This is a genomic window from Shewanella vaxholmensis, from assembly GCF_031932135.1.
Lineage (GTDB): Bacteria > Pseudomonadota > Gammaproteobacteria > Enterobacterales > Shewanellaceae > Shewanella > Shewanella hafniensis.
The window spans coordinates 37,601-56,963 of record NZ_JAUOEV010000006.1 but is presented as its reverse complement, the minus strand read 5'-3'; the positions used below and the strand labels follow the sequence as shown (position 1 = coordinate 56,963).

Here is a 19,363-nt window from a genome sequence, read left to right as displayed (position 1 = left end):
CCGCAGGGGCTACCAACTATGCTAACCCCTGCAAAATCATACACTCACAGTCCGCGCTGCCATTCTTGTCTTAGGGGAATGCTGCGCGGTGCATTGATGGCGAGTGCAACCTGTGCCAGCAATTTCGCCTTGTCCTTACCTAATACGCCCTTGAGCACTAGGTAATTAGAGGCATGGTCGGATCTAAATATCGTCTGTTCTAATTCCAAATACTCCAATAAGGTATGCATTTCTTGAAACAAGCCCATTTGATCAGGCAACTGAAATTGACCGCCAAATACCGCGTCCATTCGCTCTGTGCCTAAGGGTAAAGTCACCACTAAAGTAGAGAGATAATCCGGCTGGGCGGCATTCATTAGCGTGGCCGAATTAACCGCATGTTGATGAGATAGCGCGACACCGCCTAAACCATTGAGGATCATCACAGATGACTTCATCCCCGCCGCACGGATTTTAAGCAGTGCCGCTAAGGATGATTCGAAGGTTTCGCCCTTTTGGATTTTGGCGAGCACTTCGTCATCGCCACTTTCGCAACCCACATAGAGTAAAGACAGCCCGAGTTCGCGCAGACGTGCGAGCTGCTCTGGGGTTTTATTATTCAGATTGCGCGGCAAACAGTAACTGCTGATGCGCGTAACCTGCGGCAAGTGGTGGTTGATAAGCTCACAAATCGCTTCGAGACGCGCAAAGGGCAAACTCATGGCATCGCCATCAGCCAAAAATACCCGAGAAACGGGGGCGCCAGACTGCGCAACGGCCAAAATATCCTGCTCAACCTTGTCGAGCTTTTGTGCCCTAAAGGCTTTTTGCGGCTGGGTATACATGTCGCAAAAGCTGCACTGATTCCAACTGCAACCATTAGTCACTTGCAGTATCAATGACTTCCATTCGGATGGCGGTCTAAATACAGGCTCGATATAGTTAATCAACACTGCAAGCTCCTAATAATTGGTCTCACGGTTAAACAATGATTTGGTGATAGGTTTCCACATGGAACGACTCAACCAATTCGGGCATCACTTGGTGGAAATAATGTTGAATGGCGTCTTTAGCACAGTGCTCATCGAAGGCGGCAATATCGACAAACTTTTCTACAAACGTCACGCGGCGCGGTTCATCACGGCTCACATTGAGTTCGTAACGAATACAACCCGCTTCGCGGCGCGTGTCAGGAATAAGGCTCGTAAGCGCGGCGATGAGCGCTTCAGTTTTGCCCTCTTTAGCCAGAAAACTTGCCACGCAGGCAATTTGTTGTTGATTGATTTTATAGTCCGTTGCAGTCGTCATTTCGGTTCCTTAATTGGCTTAATTTGGATGCTTACACGCATTGCTTATATTGATAGCCGCTTACGCTGGCTGATAGCGCATATCTAAATGGGGAATTCCATCTTCTAAATACATCTCAGAGCAGGCGACAAAACCGAGCTTTTGATAGAAAGCTTTAAGGTAATCTTGAGCGCCAATTTGGATCCCCACATCGGGCCAAATCGTCAATGCCGATTCGATGGCGTGCTGCATTAAAGGCATGGCTAGCCCTTTGCCTCGTCCCGCTGGTGATACCACCACGCGGCCGATACTCGCCTCTGGATAACTCAGCCCCGGCGGTAAAATACGCGCGTAGGCAAGCAGTTCTCCGTCTAGCGATAAGCCAATTAAATGCTGGGTTTCTGGGTGCCTATCCTTATCGTCAAGCTCAGGATAAGCGCAGGTCTGCTCAACCACAAACACATCGACTCTTAACTTCAATATGTCGTATAGGATATTGGCATTTAATTGATTAAATGTAAGATTTTGCCACTGCAAACGATTATCCCTCTGTAAATCATCGAAAAAGAGCTTTGAGTCTACCACAGCATAAAGACCATAAAAAAGCGCCTTAATCCGCGAGGACTAAGGCGCAAAGCTGTTGCGTAAACCAATAGATCTGGGGAAATCTATGGCGACAACAGGATAACAAAAAACGTTATTACTCGACCATGGCATCGTGGGCCACAGGCCCAGTCGGTTTTCGGATCAGCAGCACGGCGAACACAGCGATAAGTAGCAGAGCACCCATGATGTAAAACACATCGTTATAGGCCTGAATATAGGCTTGCTGACTCATGGTTTTGCCCAGCAAAGCTTTCGCCTGCGCGGCGGCGGTATAGGGATCTGAACCACCCGCCTGCAACATGCTTGCGCTTTGGGCTAAATAGTCCTGTGCCTGCGTGCTCACTGCGGGTAAGGATTCCTTAATATGGGCCAAATGCCCGCGCGCCAGCGTGTCTGATAGGGTCGCGACCAGCGCAATACCAAAGGCGCCGCCTAAGTTACGCATCACGTTTAATACCGTCGACGCCGAAGCATTTTCATGGGGTTTTAAATGCATAGTCGCGAGCATACCAATAGGCACCAGAATAAAAGGCTGACCTAAGGCCCGCACCACTTGCGAGGCGATCATCTGCGGTCCTGCATAATCTGCGGTCATCTGGCTATTCATGTAATAGCTAATGGCAAACATTAAAAAACCAAAGGCAGCGAGATAACGACTATCGAAGCGCTCCATTAATTTTGGTACTAAAGGCAAGACTAATAGCTGCGGAAATCCCATCCACATAATCACGCCGCCAATTTCTAACGGTGTGTAATCATGAACTTGCGATAGATAAAGCGGGATCAAATAAATCGCGCCAAAGAGTGCCATCCCCAGTAAAAAGTACGCAACTGTTGAGAGCACAAAATCACGCTTACCGAGCAGGCGCAAATTCACTAACGGCTCTTTACGCCTTAGCTGGATCCAAACAAACAACACCAAATTCACGGCGGCAATAATGGCCAGATTGCGAATGAGTTCCGAGCCAAACCAATCCTTGCGGTTACCTTCTTCAAGCACCACTTCAAGGCAACCCATGCCCAGCGCCATAGTGACTATGCCCGCCAGATCGACATTCTTCAGCTTATCCCAAACGACCGACTGTTTTTCTAAACCGTAGGCCAACATAGCCATCACCAACAAGCCCGGTGGCACATTGATATAAAACAGATAATGCCAGCTAAATTGCTCGGTCAACCAACCGCCTAAGGTTGGGCCGATTGAAGGCGCAAAGGTGGCTGTCACGCCAAATAACGCCATGCCGACGGCACGTTTGTTATCGGGTAAAAACTCAAGAATAAGCCTAAAGGCCAGCGGGATCAGCGCGCCGCCAAAGAAGCCCTGTAGCGCCCGAAAGGCGATCATGGCCTCTAAGTTCCACGCGATTGAGCAAAGCACAGAAGCAAAGATAAAGGCTGCTGTAGTCCATAACAGATAACGCCTGACCGACAATCCCGTGCTGAGCCAACCAGAGAGTGGAATAGCGATCATCTCGGCAACCAGATACGCGGTTGAAATCCAACTGCCCTCTTCGAGCGTTGCTCCAAGGCTGCCTTGAATCTCCTTCATCGATGCATTGGTGATTTGAATATCGAGGATCGCCATAAAGGCGCCGATCAAACCACCAAATACCGCGATCCATGAACGGCGACTGCCACGCTCATAATCGCTAGGCTTTTTAAGTAGACTGATGCCCTGCGTCTCCATATCGGCAGACGCAGTGATAGAGCCAGTTGCGCTCATACTAACGACCTGTATTTGCAGCGATTGCCGATATTACAAGGCCCGACGCTGTATCCACTTTCACGACCGCACTTAAGCCCGGTAGCATGTGCGCTTCTGCCTCAGACAAATCTAAGCGAATACGTACGGGAATACGTTGGACGATTTTAGTGAAGTTACCTGTAGCATTTTCCGCCGGCAGTAAACTGAATTTGGCTCCGGACGCCGGTGACAGACTATCGATAACACCTATAAAGGTTTTGTCGGGAAACGCATCGAGACTGACCTGCACCGACTGTCCTGGTTGCATGTGTTGGATCTGGGTCTCTTTAAAGTTCGCCGTGATCCACACTGCCCCATCCGGAACCAAACTGTAGAGTGCTTGGCCGGGCTGCACGTACTGCCCCACCATAGCGCCACGTTTACCTATCACCCCAGAAAAAGGTGCGGTCACACGGGTATCATTTAATTGAATTTTCGCTAATTCTAAGGTCGCATCAGCCTGTTCTACCACAGAACCCGCCTGATCTAATTGGGCATTAAACACCGCTAACTCGCGTTGCTTTGCCACTAACACGGCTTTGGCTTCATCGAGACGGGCGGCGGCAGAATCGAATCCCGCTTGCAGTTGATCGACATCATCTTGGGAGCTGTAATTACTGACTTTAAGCTTTTTCGAGCGGCTCAATTGTTGCTGTGCACGTATTTTATCTGACTCAGCCGCCACAACACCGGCACTGGCTTGGGTGATTAACGCCCGTTGTAACTCCACCTTAGCGGCTAGGGTTTGCAAGTCCGCCTTTGAACTTGCCAGTGAGGCTTCGGCTTGGCTCACTTTGGCGCTAAATTGGTTATCTTCGAGCTGAGCTAATAGCTCACCCTTTTGCACATGCTGGTTATCGGTCACATCGCTTAACACGACGTAGCCGGGCACTTTAACGCTGATATGGGAAATATCGGCCTCAACATAAGCGTTATCAGTGGTTTCGATAAAACGTACCTGTGTCCACCAGTAATAACCGCCTCCCGCAACCGCAGCGAGTAACAGTGGAACGGCGATAATGAGTTTACTTTTGGACATGAATGACTCCTTGATTAGTGATATCTAGTGTACTACTGTCTCACTAAGTTTATTAGCCAGTAAAAAATCAACCCACTGTTTCACAGGTGTAACAATGATGGATCTCAATCGCGTGCAAATTTTCGCTCAAGTGGTCGAACAAGGCAGCTTTACTGGCGCCGCCAAAGCCCTTGGGATCACTAAGGCAACCGTCAGTCGTAAGATAGCCGAACTCGAAGCCGATACCGGCACACAACTGTTATTTCGCACCACCAGAGCCCTAAAACTCACCGAGGCAGGATCGAGTTATTACAATAGGATCAATAAGATCCTCACCGATCTGCAGAGCGCAGAAAATCAGCTCAGCGCCCAGCAACAATTGATTAAAGGTAATCTAAAAATTGTCTGCCCGATTGAATTAGGCCAATTGTTTTTAGGGCCGATTTTCGCTCAGTTTTTAACGCTTTACCCCGATATCACCATAGAGGCTGAACTGACCAATCGTAAGGTCGATGTCATAGAAGAAGGTATCGATCTGTTATTTCAAATTGCCGATTCGGGCGACACTCGCTTGCAAAGCTATGCCTTAGTCAACGCCCATAAATCGTTAATGGCAAGCCCTGCTTATTTGGCCGAGCACGGCACCCCAAAAGTGCCACAGGATTTAGCCAAACATAAAGCGATCCGCTTACAGTCGGCGCATATTGAAGGAGCATGGAAGTTATTCGATGGCAAAACTTGGATTGTCGCCGAGCCCATGACTCAATTGACGGTAAACAATGTCACTTTAGCCCGCGAGGCCGCCATTGCGGGGCTTGGGATCACTGCGGTGCCCTCAATCATTGCCCAAGTAGCATTAGAAAAAGGCTACTTAATCCCGCTGCTTGATGACTATCCTATGGTCCAAACTAAGGTCGTGCTCAGTTATCCACAGCGTGCCTACTTACCCCGAAAATACCGCGTCTTTATCGAGTTCATCTATTCCGCATTATTTAAACGTTGGGGATCGCAAGTATTGGAAGTGCCCGATTTTATCGGCCAAGCCGATCAGGGCGAATAAACAAAATCGAACAAATAAAGCGATCAAAACAGTAACAACTATAACTTTGTAAAGCTTCAATCGCTGCCATAGGGATAAATCCGCTATGTCATAATTGCCTTAATCCTTAAGCCTCTATAAGCTTGGCAAGGTAACAGGCAGCAAAAGACCTTAGGTTTTCCTGATACAGTTTGCATAATAAAATTTAACATTTAATCTCAATTTTGGAGGAAACCTAATGAGCTTAATTAAAGAGTTCAAGGCTTTTGCGTCCCGTGGCAATGTGATCGACATGGCCGTTGGTATCATCATAGGTGCCGCATTCGGCAAGATAGTCTCGTCCTTCGTGGCCGATATCATAATGCCACCGATTGGTATCATTTTAGGCGGAGTGAATTTTAGTGATTTGAGCATAGTGCTGCAGGCTGCTCAAGGCGACGCGCCTTCTGTGGTGATTGCCTATGGTAAATTCATTCAGACTATTATCGACTTTACGATTATCGCCTTCGCCATTTTTATGGGTCTAAAAGCCATCAACACCCTAAAACGCAAGGAAGAAGAAGCACCTAAAGCACCCGCTGCACCGACTAAAGATCAAGAACTGCTGTCTGAGATCCGCGATCTACTGAAAGCTCAGCAAGAAAAATAAGCCAAATCTTAAGCGCAGATCATAAAAAACCCATCGAACTCGATGGGTTTTGTTTTTTATATCGGCGATGTTTTACATCAAGCAGATAAACGATTACTCAACTTCAATATGCACAGTTTCACTGTAATCTTGCACCACTTCAGCCACTCGAATGCGGTAAGAGTTAAACAAACACGGCACTATGCCCGTTTGCTCGGCAATACTGTGGGCCATCTGATTGCGCCATTGGGTGATAGAAGCTTGGTCTTCCCAAAACGACAGGCTCAGCACTTTGCCATCGTCGGTTAAACTCTGAAAACGTTCGATCGAGATCAGCCCCGTACGACCTTCTAAATATTGGCGCATTTCAGCCGCCACGTGCAGATACTCTTCCTTCCCTTCCTTTGTCGGGATGACTTCAAAAATTACCGCAATCATAATGTTCTCCAGAAATGAATGTCCTTAATGTCGACTCTAAGACTAGCCCATCTATCACTCTTTAGCTCACTGATTTTTAGAGTTTTAGTCAATGTGATAACCCTGCCTACAACGAAGGCAATAACCCGAAACATAACAAGTTATTGTCCACGATGACGGCTTACTTGTGATTAACCGAGCTCATCAATGCGCTTATCGCCGCGATACAGCCAGCGATACAAGGTCGGCAAGACGAGTAAGGTCAGCGCCGTGGAGCTGAACAAGCCACCAATTATCACCACTGCCAGCGGCTTTTGGATCTCACTGCCAACCCCCGATGATAATAAAATCGGGATCAAGCCTAAGGCCGAGGTCAGTGCCGTCATCAATACGGGTCGCAAACGCCCAACTGTGCCCTCATAAACACAATCATAGAGTGCTTCGCCGCTTTGCCTGCGCTGATTAATCGAATCCACCAGCACCACGCCGTTGAGCACCGCCACCCCAAATAGCGTGATAAAACCAATTGAGCTAGGCACTGACAAATAAGTGCCACTGACATACAGAGCCACTATGCCGCCAATCAAGGCTAAGGGTACGTTCGCCATGATGAGCAACACTTGCTTGAATGAACCAAAGGAGAAGTACAACAACAAGGCAATCAAGGCGATAGAAATTGGCACCACTAGCATCAGCTTTTGCTGCGCTCGCTGCTGATTCTCATACTGGCCGCCAATGATCACTGTATATCCCGCGGGTAAATCCGCCTGTGGCACTAAAGCATAAATGTCTTTCACCACAGAGCCCATATCACGCCCCGCCACGTTGGCCTGCACCACCACTCGGCGCTGCACATCGTCACGGCGAATATTCGGCGGCGCCATTTCCACTTCGACGCTGGCGACTTCGCCTAAGCGCACAGTGGCGCCATTCGTGCCGCTGAGTAACAAGTCCTTAATCGCATCAGGACTAGTGCGAAACTCGGCCGCGAGGCGCACATTGATGTCGTATCTTGCGTTGCCGTCAATCACTTGGCCTGCACTCGCGCCGCCAATGCCTTGGCTGACAAGGCTCATCACTTGATCGACACTAATGCCGTAGCGCGCCAATAACTCGCGTTTTGGCCGCACAACCAATTGCGCTTCTCCACTCACTTGCTCTAATGACACATCCACGGCACCGGGAATTTTCGCGACAAGATCGGTGAGCGCTTGGCCTTTTTCCGACAATACCGCTAAATCTGGGCCGAAGATTTTGATCGCTAACTGGGCTTTTACCCCCGAGAGCAATTCATCTACCCGAGTCGCAATAGGCTGCGAGAAAGTCAGCAAGAGTCCGGGGAACACACTGAGTTTTTCCTCCATCAGGCGTTGCAGCTCTAAGCGCGAACTTGCCGATTGCCATTCAGATATTGGCTTAAGTCCAATATAAACCTCGATATTACTCACAGGCTCAGGATCGCCGCCAAGCTCAGGCGCACCAATGCGGCTCAGGGCATATTCCACCTCGGGAAACTCCAGCAAGATAGCTTCAAGCTTGGGCGCGACCGCCAAAGACGTGCCCAAACTCGCGGTTGGTGCCAGCGTGACCCTGAGGTTAATCGTGCCTTCCTCCAGCTCAGGCACAAATTCGGTACCCAGCCTTGGTAGCAATAAGAGGCTCAAAGCAAACATCAATAAGGCACTGAGCATCACTACCTTTGGCCTAGCAAGCGTTGCCGTCAGTAGCTTGCGATAAGCCGCATCCAGCGGCGCTAAGACCACACTTTGTTTGACTACCACACCGCGCTTAAACAGATACACAGCAAGGGCTGGCACGGCAATCAAGGCCACAAGCAGCGCTGATATCATAGCAAGAATGATACTGACCGCCATAGGTTGGAACAGCTTGCCTTCAACGCCTTCGAGGGCAAACAAGGGTGCAAATACCACTATGATAATCGCCGTCGCGAAGAAGATTGGGCTGCACACCTCTTTAGCCGCGAGCATGATGCGCACAGCCATATTGGCCTGCTGACCACCGTCCTCATCGCTATGATATGGGTCTGCCTCACCATCGGCGCGCGCCCTCGCCTCCAGCAAATGTCGACGATCCGGCTTTCTCTTAGAAGCTTGAGTTAAGTGCTTGAAAATGTTCTCCACCATCACAACAGAACCATCGACTAACATACCAATCGCCACGGCTAAACCACCCAGCGACATAAGGTTTGCCGACAATCCATAGTAGGACATCACCATGAGCGCGAGCCCGATAGACACAGGAATAGACAAGAGCACCAGCAAGGTCGCGCGGATATTGACGAGGAACAGCGCCAAGATCACCACGATAAACACAAAGGCCATTAACAGCGCATCGCGCACTGCCGTCACGGCTTTATCGACCAGTTCGGCTTGATCGTAAAACACTTCAAAAGACACGCCATCGGGCAAGGCCTGCTCGATAAGACTCACCCGCGCGCCGATATCATCGATAGTCGCTTTGGTGTTGGCGCCCATGCGTTTAAGCACGACCCCCGCCACCACTTCGCCGAGGTTTTGTACGTTGCCAGCCTCATCGCGGCGCGTCATAGTCACAGCGCCGACACGGATTTCACTGCCAAAATCAACCAGAGCGATATCACCCACCCGCACGGGCGTGCCTTTATCCTCCGTAAGCGGGATCTGTGCGATCGCCGCTAAGCCTTGTTCACCTGCGGGCAACATGCCGTAGCCGCGCACCACAAGTTGCTCTTGGCCTTGGTCCATAAACCAACCGCCAGCGTTGCGGTTATTGCTCTCTAATGCCTCGGTGACTTGCGCCATCGACAAGCCATAGGCGCGCAATTTATTCGGGTCTACCTGCACTTGGTATTGGCGCACATCACCACCAAAGGACAAGACTTCAGTCACGCCGCCAACGGGCATCATGATGAGTTTTACAAGGTAATCGTTCAAACTGCGCAGCTCGGCGGCATCGATACCTGAGCTAGGTTCAGCGCGCAGAATGTACTGATAAATCTGTCCTAATCCCGAAGTATTCGGGCCGATTTCCGGCACACCGACGCCGCTTGGGATCATCTCCCGCGCCGCTTGCAACTGTTCAAACACTTGCTGACGGGCGAAGTAAATATCCGTCCCTTCGGCAAATACCACAGTCACAATCGACAAGCCGGTACGCGACAAGGAACGTACCTCTGTCACCGCCGGCAAGGCGTACATGGCCGATTCCACCGGATAACTAATGAGCTTTTCCACCTCTTCTGCGGCTAACCCTTCGGCCGCAGTATTGATAGTCACTTGCACGTTAGTCACATCGGGAAAGGCATCGAGATTCAATTTAGGCAGCATCACCACGCTTGCCACTATCATGGCGAGCAAGGCCAACACCACTAACAGCCGATTTTTAATCGCGGCTTCGATTAACTTTTGTAACATAGAAAATTCCTCAAGCGTTCAGTGGCGACATTAATGGTTATGGATATCAAAGCCTGCTTTCGCCTGCTCGGACGCCAAGAAAAATGCGCCAGCCACCACGACCTTGAGTTGTGCCTGCTGGGCTTTTTCAAGCTCAGCGCCGCGCACTAAACTCAAGCCGCGCTGACGCTGCACCACTTCTACCTCAATGGACTCGAAGCCATCTTCATCTTGAATAAAAATCTGCCAGTCGCCATCGCCGCTGCGGGTGAGCGCCGCATCGGGCAGCACGATTCCACCAGCCTTATCAGCAGAGTTGGCGACAGTATTGGCAAAGTAGAGTTCGGCAAATTGCCCCGCATGCAGCACATGATCAGGATTGGGCATACTCACCAGCACTTGTTCGGTGCGAGTCACGCTATCGAGTTCATGGGAGCGACCTATGATCTTGCCCGCCAGCGTTTTATCCCCCACTTGCACTAAGGCCGCACTGCCGACAGTGATATGCGCGGTTTGGGTTGGCGTTAGCTGCGCCTCAACCCATAAATAAGACTCGTCGGTCAGCTGCATTAACGGCGTGCCCGCACTAAATACTTGGCCTAACATGGCGATATCTTGCTGCACTCGTCCGTCAATCGGCGCTAAAAGTTGATAACTACCGATGGCTTCGGGCGTCGATTCCAGAGCGCGAATTTGCGCGGGCGTCATCTTAATCGCCTCTAAAATCGCCCGTTTAAGTTCGGCATCCACCTGCGCCTGCATACGGCGGCTAACGCTAACCGCGCCTTCGCTCATGCGTTTGACTCGGCTCCATTCGGCAGCGGCATTGATGTAATCCGCCTGCGCCTGCGCAACGGCTGCGCCGCCCAAGGTAAGTAAAGGCTCACCTTTTTTGACTTCTTGCCCCGGCACCACGTGGCGCGCTAACACGCGCACATCGAGCTGTGGCGCAAGGGTGGCAGTTCTATCGCGATCCACCACTAAGGTCGCCGTCGCCCTAATATCCAGATTCAAATTGGCGATATTCAAGCTATCGCTCGACAGGGGTAATAAGCTAATGCCCGCCAATGCTTGCTGCACTTGGGTCAATTTCAGCGCCTGTGCACCGTGTTCATCCGCTTGCTCAGTTTGAGTAGCTGAACCGTGATCATCCCCTGCCCATGAAGGTTGGGATGTGAAAAGCGCAGCAGAGCCGAGCACACATAATGCGAGGGCGAGTGTCGACAGCGTGAACTGCCGCTTTGCAGGTACTGTGATTTGAGGCGCAATGATTTCAGGTGCTGTGATTTGAGACGCAATGATGTCAGGCGCAGCAGTTTCTGACAGTACAACTGGATAAGACTTGATAGCGTTAAAGTGATTATGTGAATTCATTTGGGTTACCTCATGGGTTTACTGTACGCGCGGCGGTATTTGGCATGTGTGAAGGTGCTTGGCTGATCTGTTCAGCCGTACCATTCAAAAAGGGCATAAGCTGACCGCTTTCGCCCATCCACGTTAACCAGCTCTGATAAATGGCCGTTTCTAGGTTCAAGCCCACCAAATAACTGGCGGCCAACTGACGGCGACTCTGCAAGTACTCGCTGGTACTCACATCGCCCGCCTGCCATTGTTGGCTTAAGGATTTAGCGGCTTTGGCACCGGACACTTGTACTAACTCGCGCCAGTCTTGGTAACGCTCAAGTAAACGCGGTAACGCGTAGAGGACGTGTTTCTGCTTGGCGGTAAGTACTCGCTCACGGGCAAGATAGCCTTGCTCCGCGATCGCGATGCCCTTATCAGCCACTGCTTGTAACTCACTGTAGTTATTGCGAACTTGCAGAGGAATTGATACACCGACACCGAGCTTATTGTCCGTACCCTCCTTTTCAGCGCCTAGACTAATGGTCGGGTCCGCTGACGTATCAGCCTTGACTTGCATGGCATTGACTCGCGCCAACAGCACTTGTAGGTAAGCGCTCGTCAATGCTGGCAAGGCTGATTTAGAGGTGCCCAACTCGGGCGCTGGCGCTTGCTTAGCCTGAGTCACGAAGACATGGATCTCTTTGATGAACTCACTAAAGGCGAGATTATTATCCCCAAGCAACTCAATCACTTTGCCGTCGGCCACTAAAGCCGCCTGCTCGGCTAAGGCATAATCGGCGGTATTGGTTGCTAACTCGAGTTGCATCAATTGCAGCTCGACGTTAGACAAATCTCCTGCCGCCAACCGCTGCTTGGCAATACCGAGCTGCGCCTTAGTAAACCTGAGTTGCTGCTCGGCAAAAGTCAGCGCCTTACGACTTTGCGCCTGTTCTGCCAGCGCCAGTAAGCGTTCGGCCAACATTTGGTTACGCTCTAAGCCTATATCAGCGAACAGGATTTGGGCTTCAAGATCGGCACGTTTTGTCGCCACGCCGCGTTTATCTCCCCAATCTAAGGTTTGACTCAGGCCTAAGCTGTAGGAATCTGTGTCGGCATTTTGATAGTTAAGCCCAAGCTCAGGGTTATACACGGCGCGATCCGCCGCCTGAATGGCAAGCTCTGCTTGTTGCTGTCGTGTAAGCTGCGCCTGCACTTCAGGCAACTGATTGAACTGTGTGAGTAACGCGGGCAACCATTGGCCTAAAGCGACATATGGCGTGTCGGTTTCTTTGGCGGGCAAACCCAGTGATTTAGCCTTAAACACCTCGGCTTCAGGGGCTTGGGTTTCAATGGCTTTGGTTTCAAGTAAGACTTCAAGAGTGTCATTTTCTGCCGCGAGGGCAAAGGCTAACAATCCGGCGGCCAATACTAATCCGCAGCTCAACAAGCCCGATCGAAACAGGCAAGCCAAGGTACGGGCGAGAGTCGTTTTGTTCATCGCAAATCCTAACAATATCGAATGTGGATCGGCTGACTTTGCGCCCAAAGCGTGACTGCTAGATTCGAGCTTCATGTGAAATAGCTCAATGCAAAGCAATCCTATCGTTTGGGCATGGCAAATAAGCGCCGTTCGAATCATCCCGCTAAGTAAACATAGCTAACACTATGCGTAACTTAAGCTATGCATAACCAACACATCCCATGGCTAAAAGGCCGATGGCTGGTACAACAACTCACGCTGCTGAGCATCAGTTAAATCGCATTTGGGGGATGAATATAAAAGGCTTATCGCGCGGCGAAATAGATTGAGATCCAAGAAGATGAATCAAGATCTTTAGACCGAGGAATAAGCTGGATATTGGGGGATTAAGCTATTGGAGGACGGTACTTAGGTAAATTATCGGGCTGGAAATAGGATACATTGGCAGCGAGAAAGACGCTTTCTAACGCTTGTACAGGCTGGCTTAGCCCAGGAGATAACAGCGCCACATGGCCGCCATGACATTGGCAATCGAGGCACAGGTCAAAATCTTGTAATTCAGTGGTTTTCACTAAGTGGGAATGCAATTCGTTGCTTTGGTTTTCACCCGCATGATGACTCGTGACACCCGTATAGTCAGCAAAACCTAGGGCTTGCTCGCTTGGACAAACGCAATCGACACATTGGGCCAAAGTGGTCACTTGGGCGCTAAATTGCAGATGGGGATGATTATCGGCTTCTTCCGCGCCATTGCCCGCATGTAACTGATGCGCACCTAAATTCGCGCCAGCAAATTGCAGCACGATAATGGCTATCAGTAAGGTCACCATTCGAGTAAAAAATGGCTTAGCGGTAGAATTCAAATATCACCTATAGCAAATAACGGATAACGGATAACGGATAACGGATAACGGAACATCTGACCCGTATGATAAACATAAGTTCACAGCTCGCAAGCAAAGTCTTTCAAGCTGTGATCTCTAAAGGCTAACGCTGACTTAAATACTCAGTGCTTATTTAAACACGCAACACTTATTTAAACACGCAGTGTTTAGCGTAATCTGCGGCTTCATTAGCAGTCCAATCGCCAGACGGCTTATCTTTCATCTGCTTACACCAAGCATCGCTACCCACTTCTGGCGCGCAGGCACTCAGACCAGCGGTAAACGCCAGCACCAACGCAATAGCACTGATTTTTGAAACATTTTGCTTAGAAAAAGCGCGCGATTTAAATAAAGACATACTTCATTCCTTGTAAATACGGTCTACATTAGACCATTAGATATTCGAACGCTTAGTGATCCAAGCAATCGCTTTGGTTTTCTGCTCTAGGGGAAACCATGCCACTTCGCCCTGCATAAAAGGACCAAGTAAGCGCACCGCATTTCCCACCCAATCAGGTCCGCCCACAAATACTAAGGCTTCAAAATTAGGTAATTGGACTTCACCACTACCTGTGAGTGACTCAAATTCCCAGCCCTCGAGTAACACATCTGCCTCAATATACAGGCAAACTTGGCCCCAATCCTTACGATAACTCTTAATCGCCGGCTGTAAACGGGTCCGATAATCGGTGGAGGATAGTCGGCCACTGGCAAAAAGACTGATAACACCCTTAGCAATATCGGGGATTTGGCATAACATAGAGGCACTCCGAATCGAGAACACTTTTGCAAGCAATGGCCTTGACCAATGCAATGGCAAAGAATGCGCCCGATGATAACAAATCTATTGAAAAGCCATAAGTGATTATTGATGGCTTCTCAATCCATGCTGAAAAATGCCTAAGTTTGCCATGATAAAAATCTCAAACCGTGTGGAACTTCAGGAAAATGAAATCGAGTGGCAATTTATCCGTTCGAGTGGCGCAGGCGGTCAGCACTTAAATAAAGTGTCCACCGCTGCGCAGCTAATTTTCGATATTAAAAGCTCATCATTACCCGAGTATTACCAAGAACGCTTGCTCAACAAGGCCGATCACCGCATCACTAAAAGCGGCAAAATCATCATTAAATGCCAAGCGAGCCGTAGCCAAGATGCCAACCGCCAAACGGCGTTGGAGCAATTTATCGCCTTAGTCGCCAGTGTCGGTGAAGTGCAGAAAAAACGCATCCCTACCCGCGCAACTAAAGGCAGCCAAACGCGGCGATTAGAGTCCAAGAAACAAAAAGGCGCCACTAAAGCCATGCGTCAGCAAAAGACTGACTATTAGCTTAGGTGACAGTTAACTTAGATGACAATTAACTCAACTGACAGCCAACTTAGGCAATTGCTAAATCGGTACCAGAGAAATAACCGCAATTAAACCCAGCCAACAATGGCACAAGATGTCAAAGATATAATCGGCTCGCACATGATCAGCTCGCACACAATCTACTAACGGATAATGCAAAATCGATTTGAACAGGTTAAGTTAGTGACCTATCAACAAAACTAAAAAATGCCTCCCAGCTTTAATCCCAAGGCATGTCGTAAAGGAAAGCGCAATGAGTCACAAAATTTTGCTCGTCAATGGCCCCAATCTCAACCTCTTAGGTCGCCGCGAGCCCAGCGTTTATGGTCATCAAACCTTGGCCGACATAGTGGCGGAGTTAAATCAGCAGGCAAAGTTGGCGGAAGTTGAGCTCGAGCATATTCAGTCCAATGCCGAGTTTGAGTTGATCAACGCGATTCATGCGACCGATGCGCAAATGATTATTATCAACCCCGCCGCCTTTACCCATACTAGCGTTGCGCTGCGTGATGCCTTGCTTGGCGTCGCAATTCCGTTCTTTGAAGTGCATTTATCCAATGTGCACGCCCGTGAAGCCTTCCGTCACCATTCCTATTTTTCCGATAAGGCGATAGGCGTGATTTGCGGTTTCGGTTCACAAGGTTATGAGTTTGCACTGGCGGCAGCCATTAAGCGGCTCAACCAGCCACAGTAATCCCATTCAATAGCGTGCTTCGCAAGGGCAGATAAATGGCAATGGATCTTCGTAAAATTAAAAAACTCATTGAGTTAGTACAAGAATCTGACATAGCAGAACTGGCGATCACCGAAGGTGAAGAATCAATTCGCATCACCCGCTACAGCCCTATGCCAGCCAATGTGCAGTCATCGCAAACGCCAGCCACAGCAAGCGTGGCACCTTTACATACACAGGCAAAGCAAACCGCCGTTTCGCCAAGTATGGAAGGTTTTGTGCAAGTCTCGCCTATGGTCGGCACTTTTTACGCGGCGGCAGAACTTGATGATGTGCCGCTGGTTAAAGTCGGCCAAAAGGTGAGCCAAGGTGAAGTTGTCTGCATTATCGAAGCGATGAGAATGATGAATCCCATCCAAGCCGAGCGCGATGGTGTGGTCAGCGCTATTTGGGCCAAAGACGGCGATGAAGTGGCATTCGATCAACCACTATTTACCTTAATCTAACCGCTCGCCTTATCATGAATTGAAGCGCACTTGAGTTTAAGCTGCGGTTTTCAAGCAAAGGCAGCATTAACCGAGGTCACTATGATATTAATTACCGGCGCCAGCAGTGGTTTAGGCGCGGCACTAGCATCGCTCTACGCCAAAGAAAATGAACCGCTAACACTCACAGGCCGCAATGCCGAGCGTCTACAAACCGTCGCCAATGCATTAACGCCCTTCTCCAACAAGCCTATCGCCGCGATCACCGCCGATCTCGCCAGTGAATCGAGTCTAGAAGCCCTGTTCGATGGCCTGACGCAAGCCCCTAAAACCGTGATCCACTGTGCGGGCAGCGGCTACTTTGGGGCGATTGAAACCCAAACTGCCAGCGATATCCACAGCCTGCTCAATAACAATGTCACCTCAACGATTCTGTTGGTGCGCGAGCTAGTGAAACGCTATAAAGATCAAGCGGTCACTATGGTTGTGGTTATGTCCACCGCAGCGCTTGCCGCCAAAGCAGGAGAATCCACTTACTGCGCGGCAAAATGGGCGGTACGAGGATTTATCGAGTCGGTGCGATTAGAGCTGAAACAAAGCCCAATGAAGTTGATTGCCGTGTATCCCGGCGGCATGGATACAGGCTTTTGGCCAAGTAGTGGTAAAACATTAGATACCACCAGCTTTATGTCCGCCGATGAAGCCGCAGGTATGCTCAAACAAGCATTAATCGCCACCCAGCACGGTTATATCGCCGATATCACCATACAAAGAGCCTAGAACTAGCGGAAATAGAGGTTAGCGGATTGAGCACAAGCCAGGTTCGAGACGCAGGATAGCAGCACCTCGAACCTGAGTGATTCGCTTGCTAGTCAGCGCAATTGGCTGTGTTTAAGCTCACCGCGCGGCGACTCTCCCTGTGGGTCAGCCACCACATCATAAGTCCTCCTAATGACAACAAAGACGCCGCATAACCTGTCGCGGCAATCCCTTGTCCAGACAGGATCACTAAACTGCCCACCCAAGGGCCAATTGCATTGGCAAGATTAAAGGCGCATTGCACTAACGCACCTGTCATGGCCTGCCCATCGGGCGCCACATCCATCAATCTTGCTTGCACTATGGTGGCAAGTCCCAAGCCACAACCGACAAAGAATACTACAGGCATCAGCGCCCAATAATGTCCGGTCAAACTCGGGTAAATCGCTAATACCACAGTGCTTAACACTAACGACCAAAACGCCGCCGCTAAGGCCGACTTATCCGCCGCCCAGCCGCAAACTAAAGTGCCCAATGTTGCGCCAATACCAAATACCGCCATCATGATCGGGATCTTAAACGGCTCGACTTGTGTCACTTGGATTAAGGTTTCGGCCAGATAGGTATACACGCAGAAGATACCGCCAAAGCCAATGGCCGCGATGCCAAGCGTCAACCAGACTTCACGATTCTTCAGGGTTTGTAGCTCTTTCCTTGGACTCGCATCAGCGGCCACGGCTTGATCAGGCGCTAAAAAATACACCATCACAGCGGTAATCGTTGCCAAAATCGCCACTATGCCAATGCCCGAGCGCCAGCCCACGGTTTGCCCCATCCAAGTCGCAAACGGCACACCGATAATCGTCGCCAGTGTAAGGCCAATAATTACCCGCGATACGGCGCGAGCCTTCATTTCTGGCGGCACTAAAGAGGCGGCGAGCAACATAGCCACGCCGAAATAGGCACCGTGGGGCAAGCCGCTGAGAAAACGGAAAAAGATTAGCCAATTCAATGATGGCGCTAACGCACTTAAGCCATTGGCAATCGCCATTAACGCAGCTAAAGCAATCAGCAGCGTTCGTCGCCTAACCCGAACAGCCAAAACCATAATTATCGGTGAGCCGATCACGACTCCCAACGCATAGGCACTAATGGCATAACTCACATGGGCAACTTCCACCCCTAAATCGCTAGCGATGTAAGGTACTAAAGTCATGGAGGCAAACTCTGTGGTACCTAAGGCAAATGTGCCAAGCGCTAAGGCGAGCAACACCCACAGAGTACTGGCTCCCTTAGCCTTATTTTGAGCTGCCTGATTTTGAGCAATGTCCAAACGTCTTCTCCGCTATTCTATAAAATGATATTAATTAAAAAGTTAAGTGCTAAAAATAAATTGGAGCCCACTATGGGGCTCCGATTTTCAGTAATTAAGTGATTTGAATCTATCGTGCTAACTGCTCTTGATAGGTTTGACTATTCCAGTCGAAGGCATAAAGCGTGCCTTGCCACTCGTAAAGTGTACGGCCATCCTGCTGCACAATTCTGGCATTACTCGGCAAGCTAGACACACTGTGCGCCGCCCGTGGACGCGGAGTCGCAACTGTTTTGCCTGTGACGTTACTAGCTTGCGACACCAGTTGCCCGTTCGTTTGTCCGGCCAGATTTGCAGGCATACTCGATACCATACGGCCTTCACTCGCAGAATATTGCATGCTGGTTGTGACCCGCACAGGCGCAGAAATCGCCACAGGTTCATCGTCGTAGCGCATAGGAATCGACAATCCTATGCCCGAATAGGGCGAGTTCCAGTAATTTCGAGCGTAAGCGTCACGCGAAGTATTCCAGCCCCAATCATTGTTCCACTGGCGGTTCACACCATAACCAACATTCCAGCCAGAACCCCAACCCGTAGCGAGCCCTAAACCCAGTCCTAAACCCCAAGGGTAATAAGGTCGGTAGTAGGGACGATAGTGGCGATTATCGTTGCGCACATGGCGGTTATCGTAATGGTTGTCATGACGATTGTTGTAATGACTTTCTCCACGGCTGTGGCTATCACGATGACCTTGGCGCTCGCCGTGCTCCGAATGGTCCCGATTTCCGGCAACCGCCGCAGTCGACATACTGAGCGCGCCCAAGAGCGATATCCCCACAGCCAGCGACAAAACCAAGCACTTTAGCGGCCGCTTATGCACGCCATGTGATTGACTTTGAACACACTTTCCTTGAGTAAACTTTACTGGGATATTCATATAAACCTCGAAATAAAGGGCGTAAAC

Annotated in this window: 20 protein-coding genes; 6 read left to right on the top strand and 14 right to left on the bottom strand. The window is 49.9% G+C overall.

All coding sequences use genetic code 11. From position 1 onward, the window contains the following. Positions 1-44 precede the first annotated feature (44 nt). The 5 genes from Q4Q46_RS07500 to Q4Q46_RS07480 all read right to left on the bottom strand — a co-directional run bounded on the left by Q4Q46_RS07500 (position 45) and on the right by Q4Q46_RS07480 (position 4,655). Positions 45-932 carry a radical SAM protein gene (locus Q4Q46_RS07500; RefSeq protein WP_259520528.1) on the bottom strand — a complete coding sequence of 296 codons (888 nt, stop codon included), beginning with the start codon at positions 930-932 and terminating at the stop codon, positions 45-47. Positions 933-960: 28 nt separating this feature from the next. Further along, complete coding sequence (locus Q4Q46_RS07495) at positions 961-1,287, bottom strand: putative quinol monooxygenase (protein WP_311890991.1); 327 nt, start codon at positions 1,285-1,287, stop codon at positions 961-963. Between the two features lie 60 nt (positions 1,288-1,347). After that, complete coding sequence (locus Q4Q46_RS07490; protein WP_311905670.1) at positions 1,348-1,803, bottom strand: GNAT family N-acetyltransferase; 456 nt, start codon at positions 1,801-1,803, stop codon at positions 1,348-1,350. Between the two features lie 163 nt (positions 1,804-1,966). Next, positions 1,967-3,595 carry a DHA2 family efflux MFS transporter permease subunit gene (locus Q4Q46_RS07485; protein WP_311905620.1) on the bottom strand — a complete coding sequence of 543 codons (1,629 nt, stop codon included), beginning with the start codon at positions 3,593-3,595 and terminating at the stop codon, positions 1,967-1,969. A 1-nt stretch (position 3,596) separates the two neighbouring features. Continuing rightward, a complete protein-coding gene (locus Q4Q46_RS07480) occupies positions 3,597-4,655 on the bottom strand; it encodes an HlyD family secretion protein (RefSeq protein ID WP_311905619.1) in 1,059 nt (352 codons plus the stop codon). Between the two features lie 94 nt (positions 4,656-4,749). Between Q4Q46_RS07480 and Q4Q46_RS07475 the strand changes: the two genes are divergently transcribed. After that, positions 4,750-5,694, top strand: a complete 945-nt coding sequence (locus tag Q4Q46_RS07475) for a LysR family transcriptional regulator (protein WP_006084264.1) — start codon at positions 4,750-4,752, stop codon at positions 5,692-5,694. A gap of 217 nt (positions 5,695-5,911) precedes the next feature. After that, complete coding sequence (gene mscL, locus Q4Q46_RS07470) at positions 5,912-6,322, top strand: large-conductance mechanosensitive channel protein MscL (RefSeq protein ID WP_220591220.1); 411 nt, start codon at positions 5,912-5,914, stop codon at positions 6,320-6,322. 93 nt (positions 6,323-6,415) lie between these two features. Here the strand turns inward: mscL and Q4Q46_RS07465 are convergent, their stop codons facing one another. From Q4Q46_RS07465 to Q4Q46_RS07435, 7 genes are all read right to left on the bottom strand, one after another. Next, positions 6,416-6,739: an antibiotic biosynthesis monooxygenase family protein gene (locus Q4Q46_RS07465; RefSeq protein ID WP_311905618.1), complete on the bottom strand. Its 324-nt coding sequence runs from the start codon at positions 6,737-6,739 to the stop codon at positions 6,416-6,418. 170 nt (positions 6,740-6,909) lie between these two features. Then, entirely contained in the window at positions 6,910-10,131 is a 3,222-nt protein-coding gene (locus Q4Q46_RS07460; protein WP_311905617.1) for an efflux RND transporter permease subunit, read from the bottom strand. A 30-nt stretch (positions 10,132-10,161) separates the two neighbouring features. After that, positions 10,162-11,484: an efflux RND transporter periplasmic adaptor subunit gene (locus Q4Q46_RS07455; protein WP_311905616.1), complete on the bottom strand. Its 1,323-nt coding sequence runs from the start codon at positions 11,482-11,484 to the stop codon at positions 10,162-10,164. 10 nt (positions 11,485-11,494) lie between these two features. Then, complete coding sequence (locus Q4Q46_RS07450) at positions 11,495-12,952, bottom strand: TolC family protein (protein ID WP_311905615.1); 1,458 nt, start codon at positions 12,950-12,952, stop codon at positions 11,495-11,497. A 368-nt stretch (positions 12,953-13,320) separates the two neighbouring features. Beyond that, positions 13,321-13,764, bottom strand: a complete 444-nt coding sequence (locus Q4Q46_RS07445) for a hypothetical protein (RefSeq protein WP_311905669.1) — start codon at positions 13,762-13,764, stop codon at positions 13,321-13,323. 202 nt (positions 13,765-13,966) lie between these two features. Beyond that, entirely contained in the window at positions 13,967-14,176 is a 210-nt protein-coding gene (locus Q4Q46_RS07440) for a DUF3012 domain-containing protein (protein WP_006079957.1), read from the bottom strand. Positions 14,177-14,212: 36 nt separating this feature from the next. After that, on the bottom strand, positions 14,213-14,578 hold the full coding sequence (locus tag Q4Q46_RS07435; protein ID WP_011845671.1) for a SpoIIAA family protein: 366 nt from the start codon (positions 14,576-14,578) through the stop codon (positions 14,213-14,215). Positions 14,579-14,714: 136 nt separating this feature from the next. On the opposite strand from Q4Q46_RS07435, the gene arfB reads away from it, so the two are divergent. From arfB to Q4Q46_RS07415, 4 genes are all read left to right on the top strand, one after another. Then, complete coding sequence (arfB, locus tag Q4Q46_RS07430; RefSeq protein WP_220591225.1) at positions 14,715-15,146, top strand: alternative ribosome rescue aminoacyl-tRNA hydrolase ArfB; 432 nt, start codon at positions 14,715-14,717, stop codon at positions 15,144-15,146. Between the two features lie 274 nt (positions 15,147-15,420). Further along, positions 15,421-15,861: a type II 3-dehydroquinate dehydratase gene (aroQ, locus tag Q4Q46_RS07425; protein WP_006084274.1), complete on the top strand. Its 441-nt coding sequence runs from the start codon at positions 15,421-15,423 to the stop codon at positions 15,859-15,861. 35 nt (positions 15,862-15,896) lie between these two features. Beyond that, on the top strand, positions 15,897-16,346 hold the full coding sequence (gene accB, locus Q4Q46_RS07420) for an acetyl-CoA carboxylase biotin carboxyl carrier protein (RefSeq protein WP_259528010.1): 450 nt from the start codon (positions 15,897-15,899) through the stop codon (positions 16,344-16,346). A gap of 81 nt (positions 16,347-16,427) precedes the next feature. Beyond that, positions 16,428-17,105: an SDR family NAD(P)-dependent oxidoreductase gene (locus Q4Q46_RS07415; protein WP_311905614.1), complete on the top strand. Its 678-nt coding sequence runs from the start codon at positions 16,428-16,430 to the stop codon at positions 17,103-17,105. Between the two features lie 88 nt (positions 17,106-17,193). Here the strand turns inward: Q4Q46_RS07415 and Q4Q46_RS07410 are convergent, their stop codons facing one another. After that, positions 17,194-18,417 (bottom strand): MFS transporter, encoded by a 1,224-nt coding sequence (locus tag Q4Q46_RS07410; protein ID WP_311905613.1) that lies wholly within the window; start codon positions 18,415-18,417, stop codon positions 17,194-17,196. A 109-nt stretch (positions 18,418-18,526) separates the two neighbouring features. Then, positions 18,527-19,336: a hypothetical protein gene (locus Q4Q46_RS07405; RefSeq protein WP_311905612.1), complete on the bottom strand. Its 810-nt coding sequence runs from the start codon at positions 19,334-19,336 to the stop codon at positions 18,527-18,529. Positions 19,337-19,363: the final 27 nt, after the last annotated feature.

Excerpts from the sequence above, each read along its gene's own strand:
- Q4Q46_RS07415 (WP_311905614.1), top strand. The coding sequence starts at position 16,428 with ATGATATTAATTACCGGCGCCAGCAGTGGTTTAGGCGCGGCACTAGCA.
- Q4Q46_RS07405 (WP_311905612.1), bottom strand. The coding sequence starts at position 19,336 with ATGAATATCCCAGTAAAGTTTACTCAAGGAAAGTGTGTTCAAAGTCAA.
- Q4Q46_RS07480 (WP_311905619.1), bottom strand. The coding sequence starts at position 4,655 with ATGTCCAAAAGTAAACTCATTATCGCCGTTCCACTGTTACTCGCTGCG.
- Q4Q46_RS07485 (WP_311905620.1), bottom strand. The coding sequence starts at position 3,595 with ATGAGCGCAACTGGCTCTATCACTGCGTCTGCCGATATGGAGACGCAG.
- Q4Q46_RS07455 (WP_311905616.1), bottom strand. The coding sequence starts at position 11,484 with ATGAATTCACATAATCACTTTAACGCTATCAAGTCTTATCCAGTTGTA.
- arfB (WP_220591225.1), top strand. The coding sequence starts at position 14,715 with ATGCCTAAGTTTGCCATGATAAAAATCTCAAACCGTGTGGAACTTCAG.
- aroQ (WP_006084274.1), top strand. The coding sequence starts at position 15,421 with ATGAGTCACAAAATTTTGCTCGTCAATGGCCCCAATCTCAACCTCTTA.
- Q4Q46_RS07465 (WP_311905618.1), bottom strand. The coding sequence starts at position 6,739 with ATGATTGCGGTAATTTTTGAAGTCATCCCGACAAAGGAAGGGAAGGAA.
- mscL (WP_220591220.1), top strand. The coding sequence starts at position 5,912 with ATGAGCTTAATTAAAGAGTTCAAGGCTTTTGCGTCCCGTGGCAATGTG.
- Q4Q46_RS07440 (WP_006079957.1), bottom strand. The coding sequence starts at position 14,176 with ATGTCTTTATTTAAATCGCGCGCTTTTTCTAAGCAAAATGTTTCAAAA.
- Q4Q46_RS07445 (WP_311905669.1), bottom strand. The coding sequence starts at position 13,764 with ATGGTGACCTTACTGATAGCCATTATCGTGCTGCAATTTGCTGGCGCG.
- Q4Q46_RS07475 (WP_006084264.1), top strand. The coding sequence starts at position 4,750 with ATGATGGATCTCAATCGCGTGCAAATTTTCGCTCAAGTGGTCGAACAA.
- Q4Q46_RS07450 (WP_311905615.1), bottom strand. The coding sequence starts at position 12,952 with ATGAACAAAACGACTCTCGCCCGTACCTTGGCTTGCCTGTTTCGATCG.
- Q4Q46_RS07435 (WP_011845671.1), bottom strand. The coding sequence starts at position 14,578 with ATGTTATGCCAAATCCCCGATATTGCTAAGGGTGTTATCAGTCTTTTT.
- Q4Q46_RS07460 (WP_311905617.1), bottom strand. The coding sequence starts at position 10,131 with ATGTTACAAAAGTTAATCGAAGCCGCGATTAAAAATCGGCTGTTAGTG.
- Q4Q46_RS07495 (WP_311890991.1), bottom strand. The coding sequence starts at position 1,287 with ATGACGACTGCAACGGACTATAAAATCAATCAACAACAAATTGCCTGC.
- accB (WP_259528010.1), top strand. The coding sequence starts at position 15,897 with ATGGCAATGGATCTTCGTAAAATTAAAAAACTCATTGAGTTAGTACAA.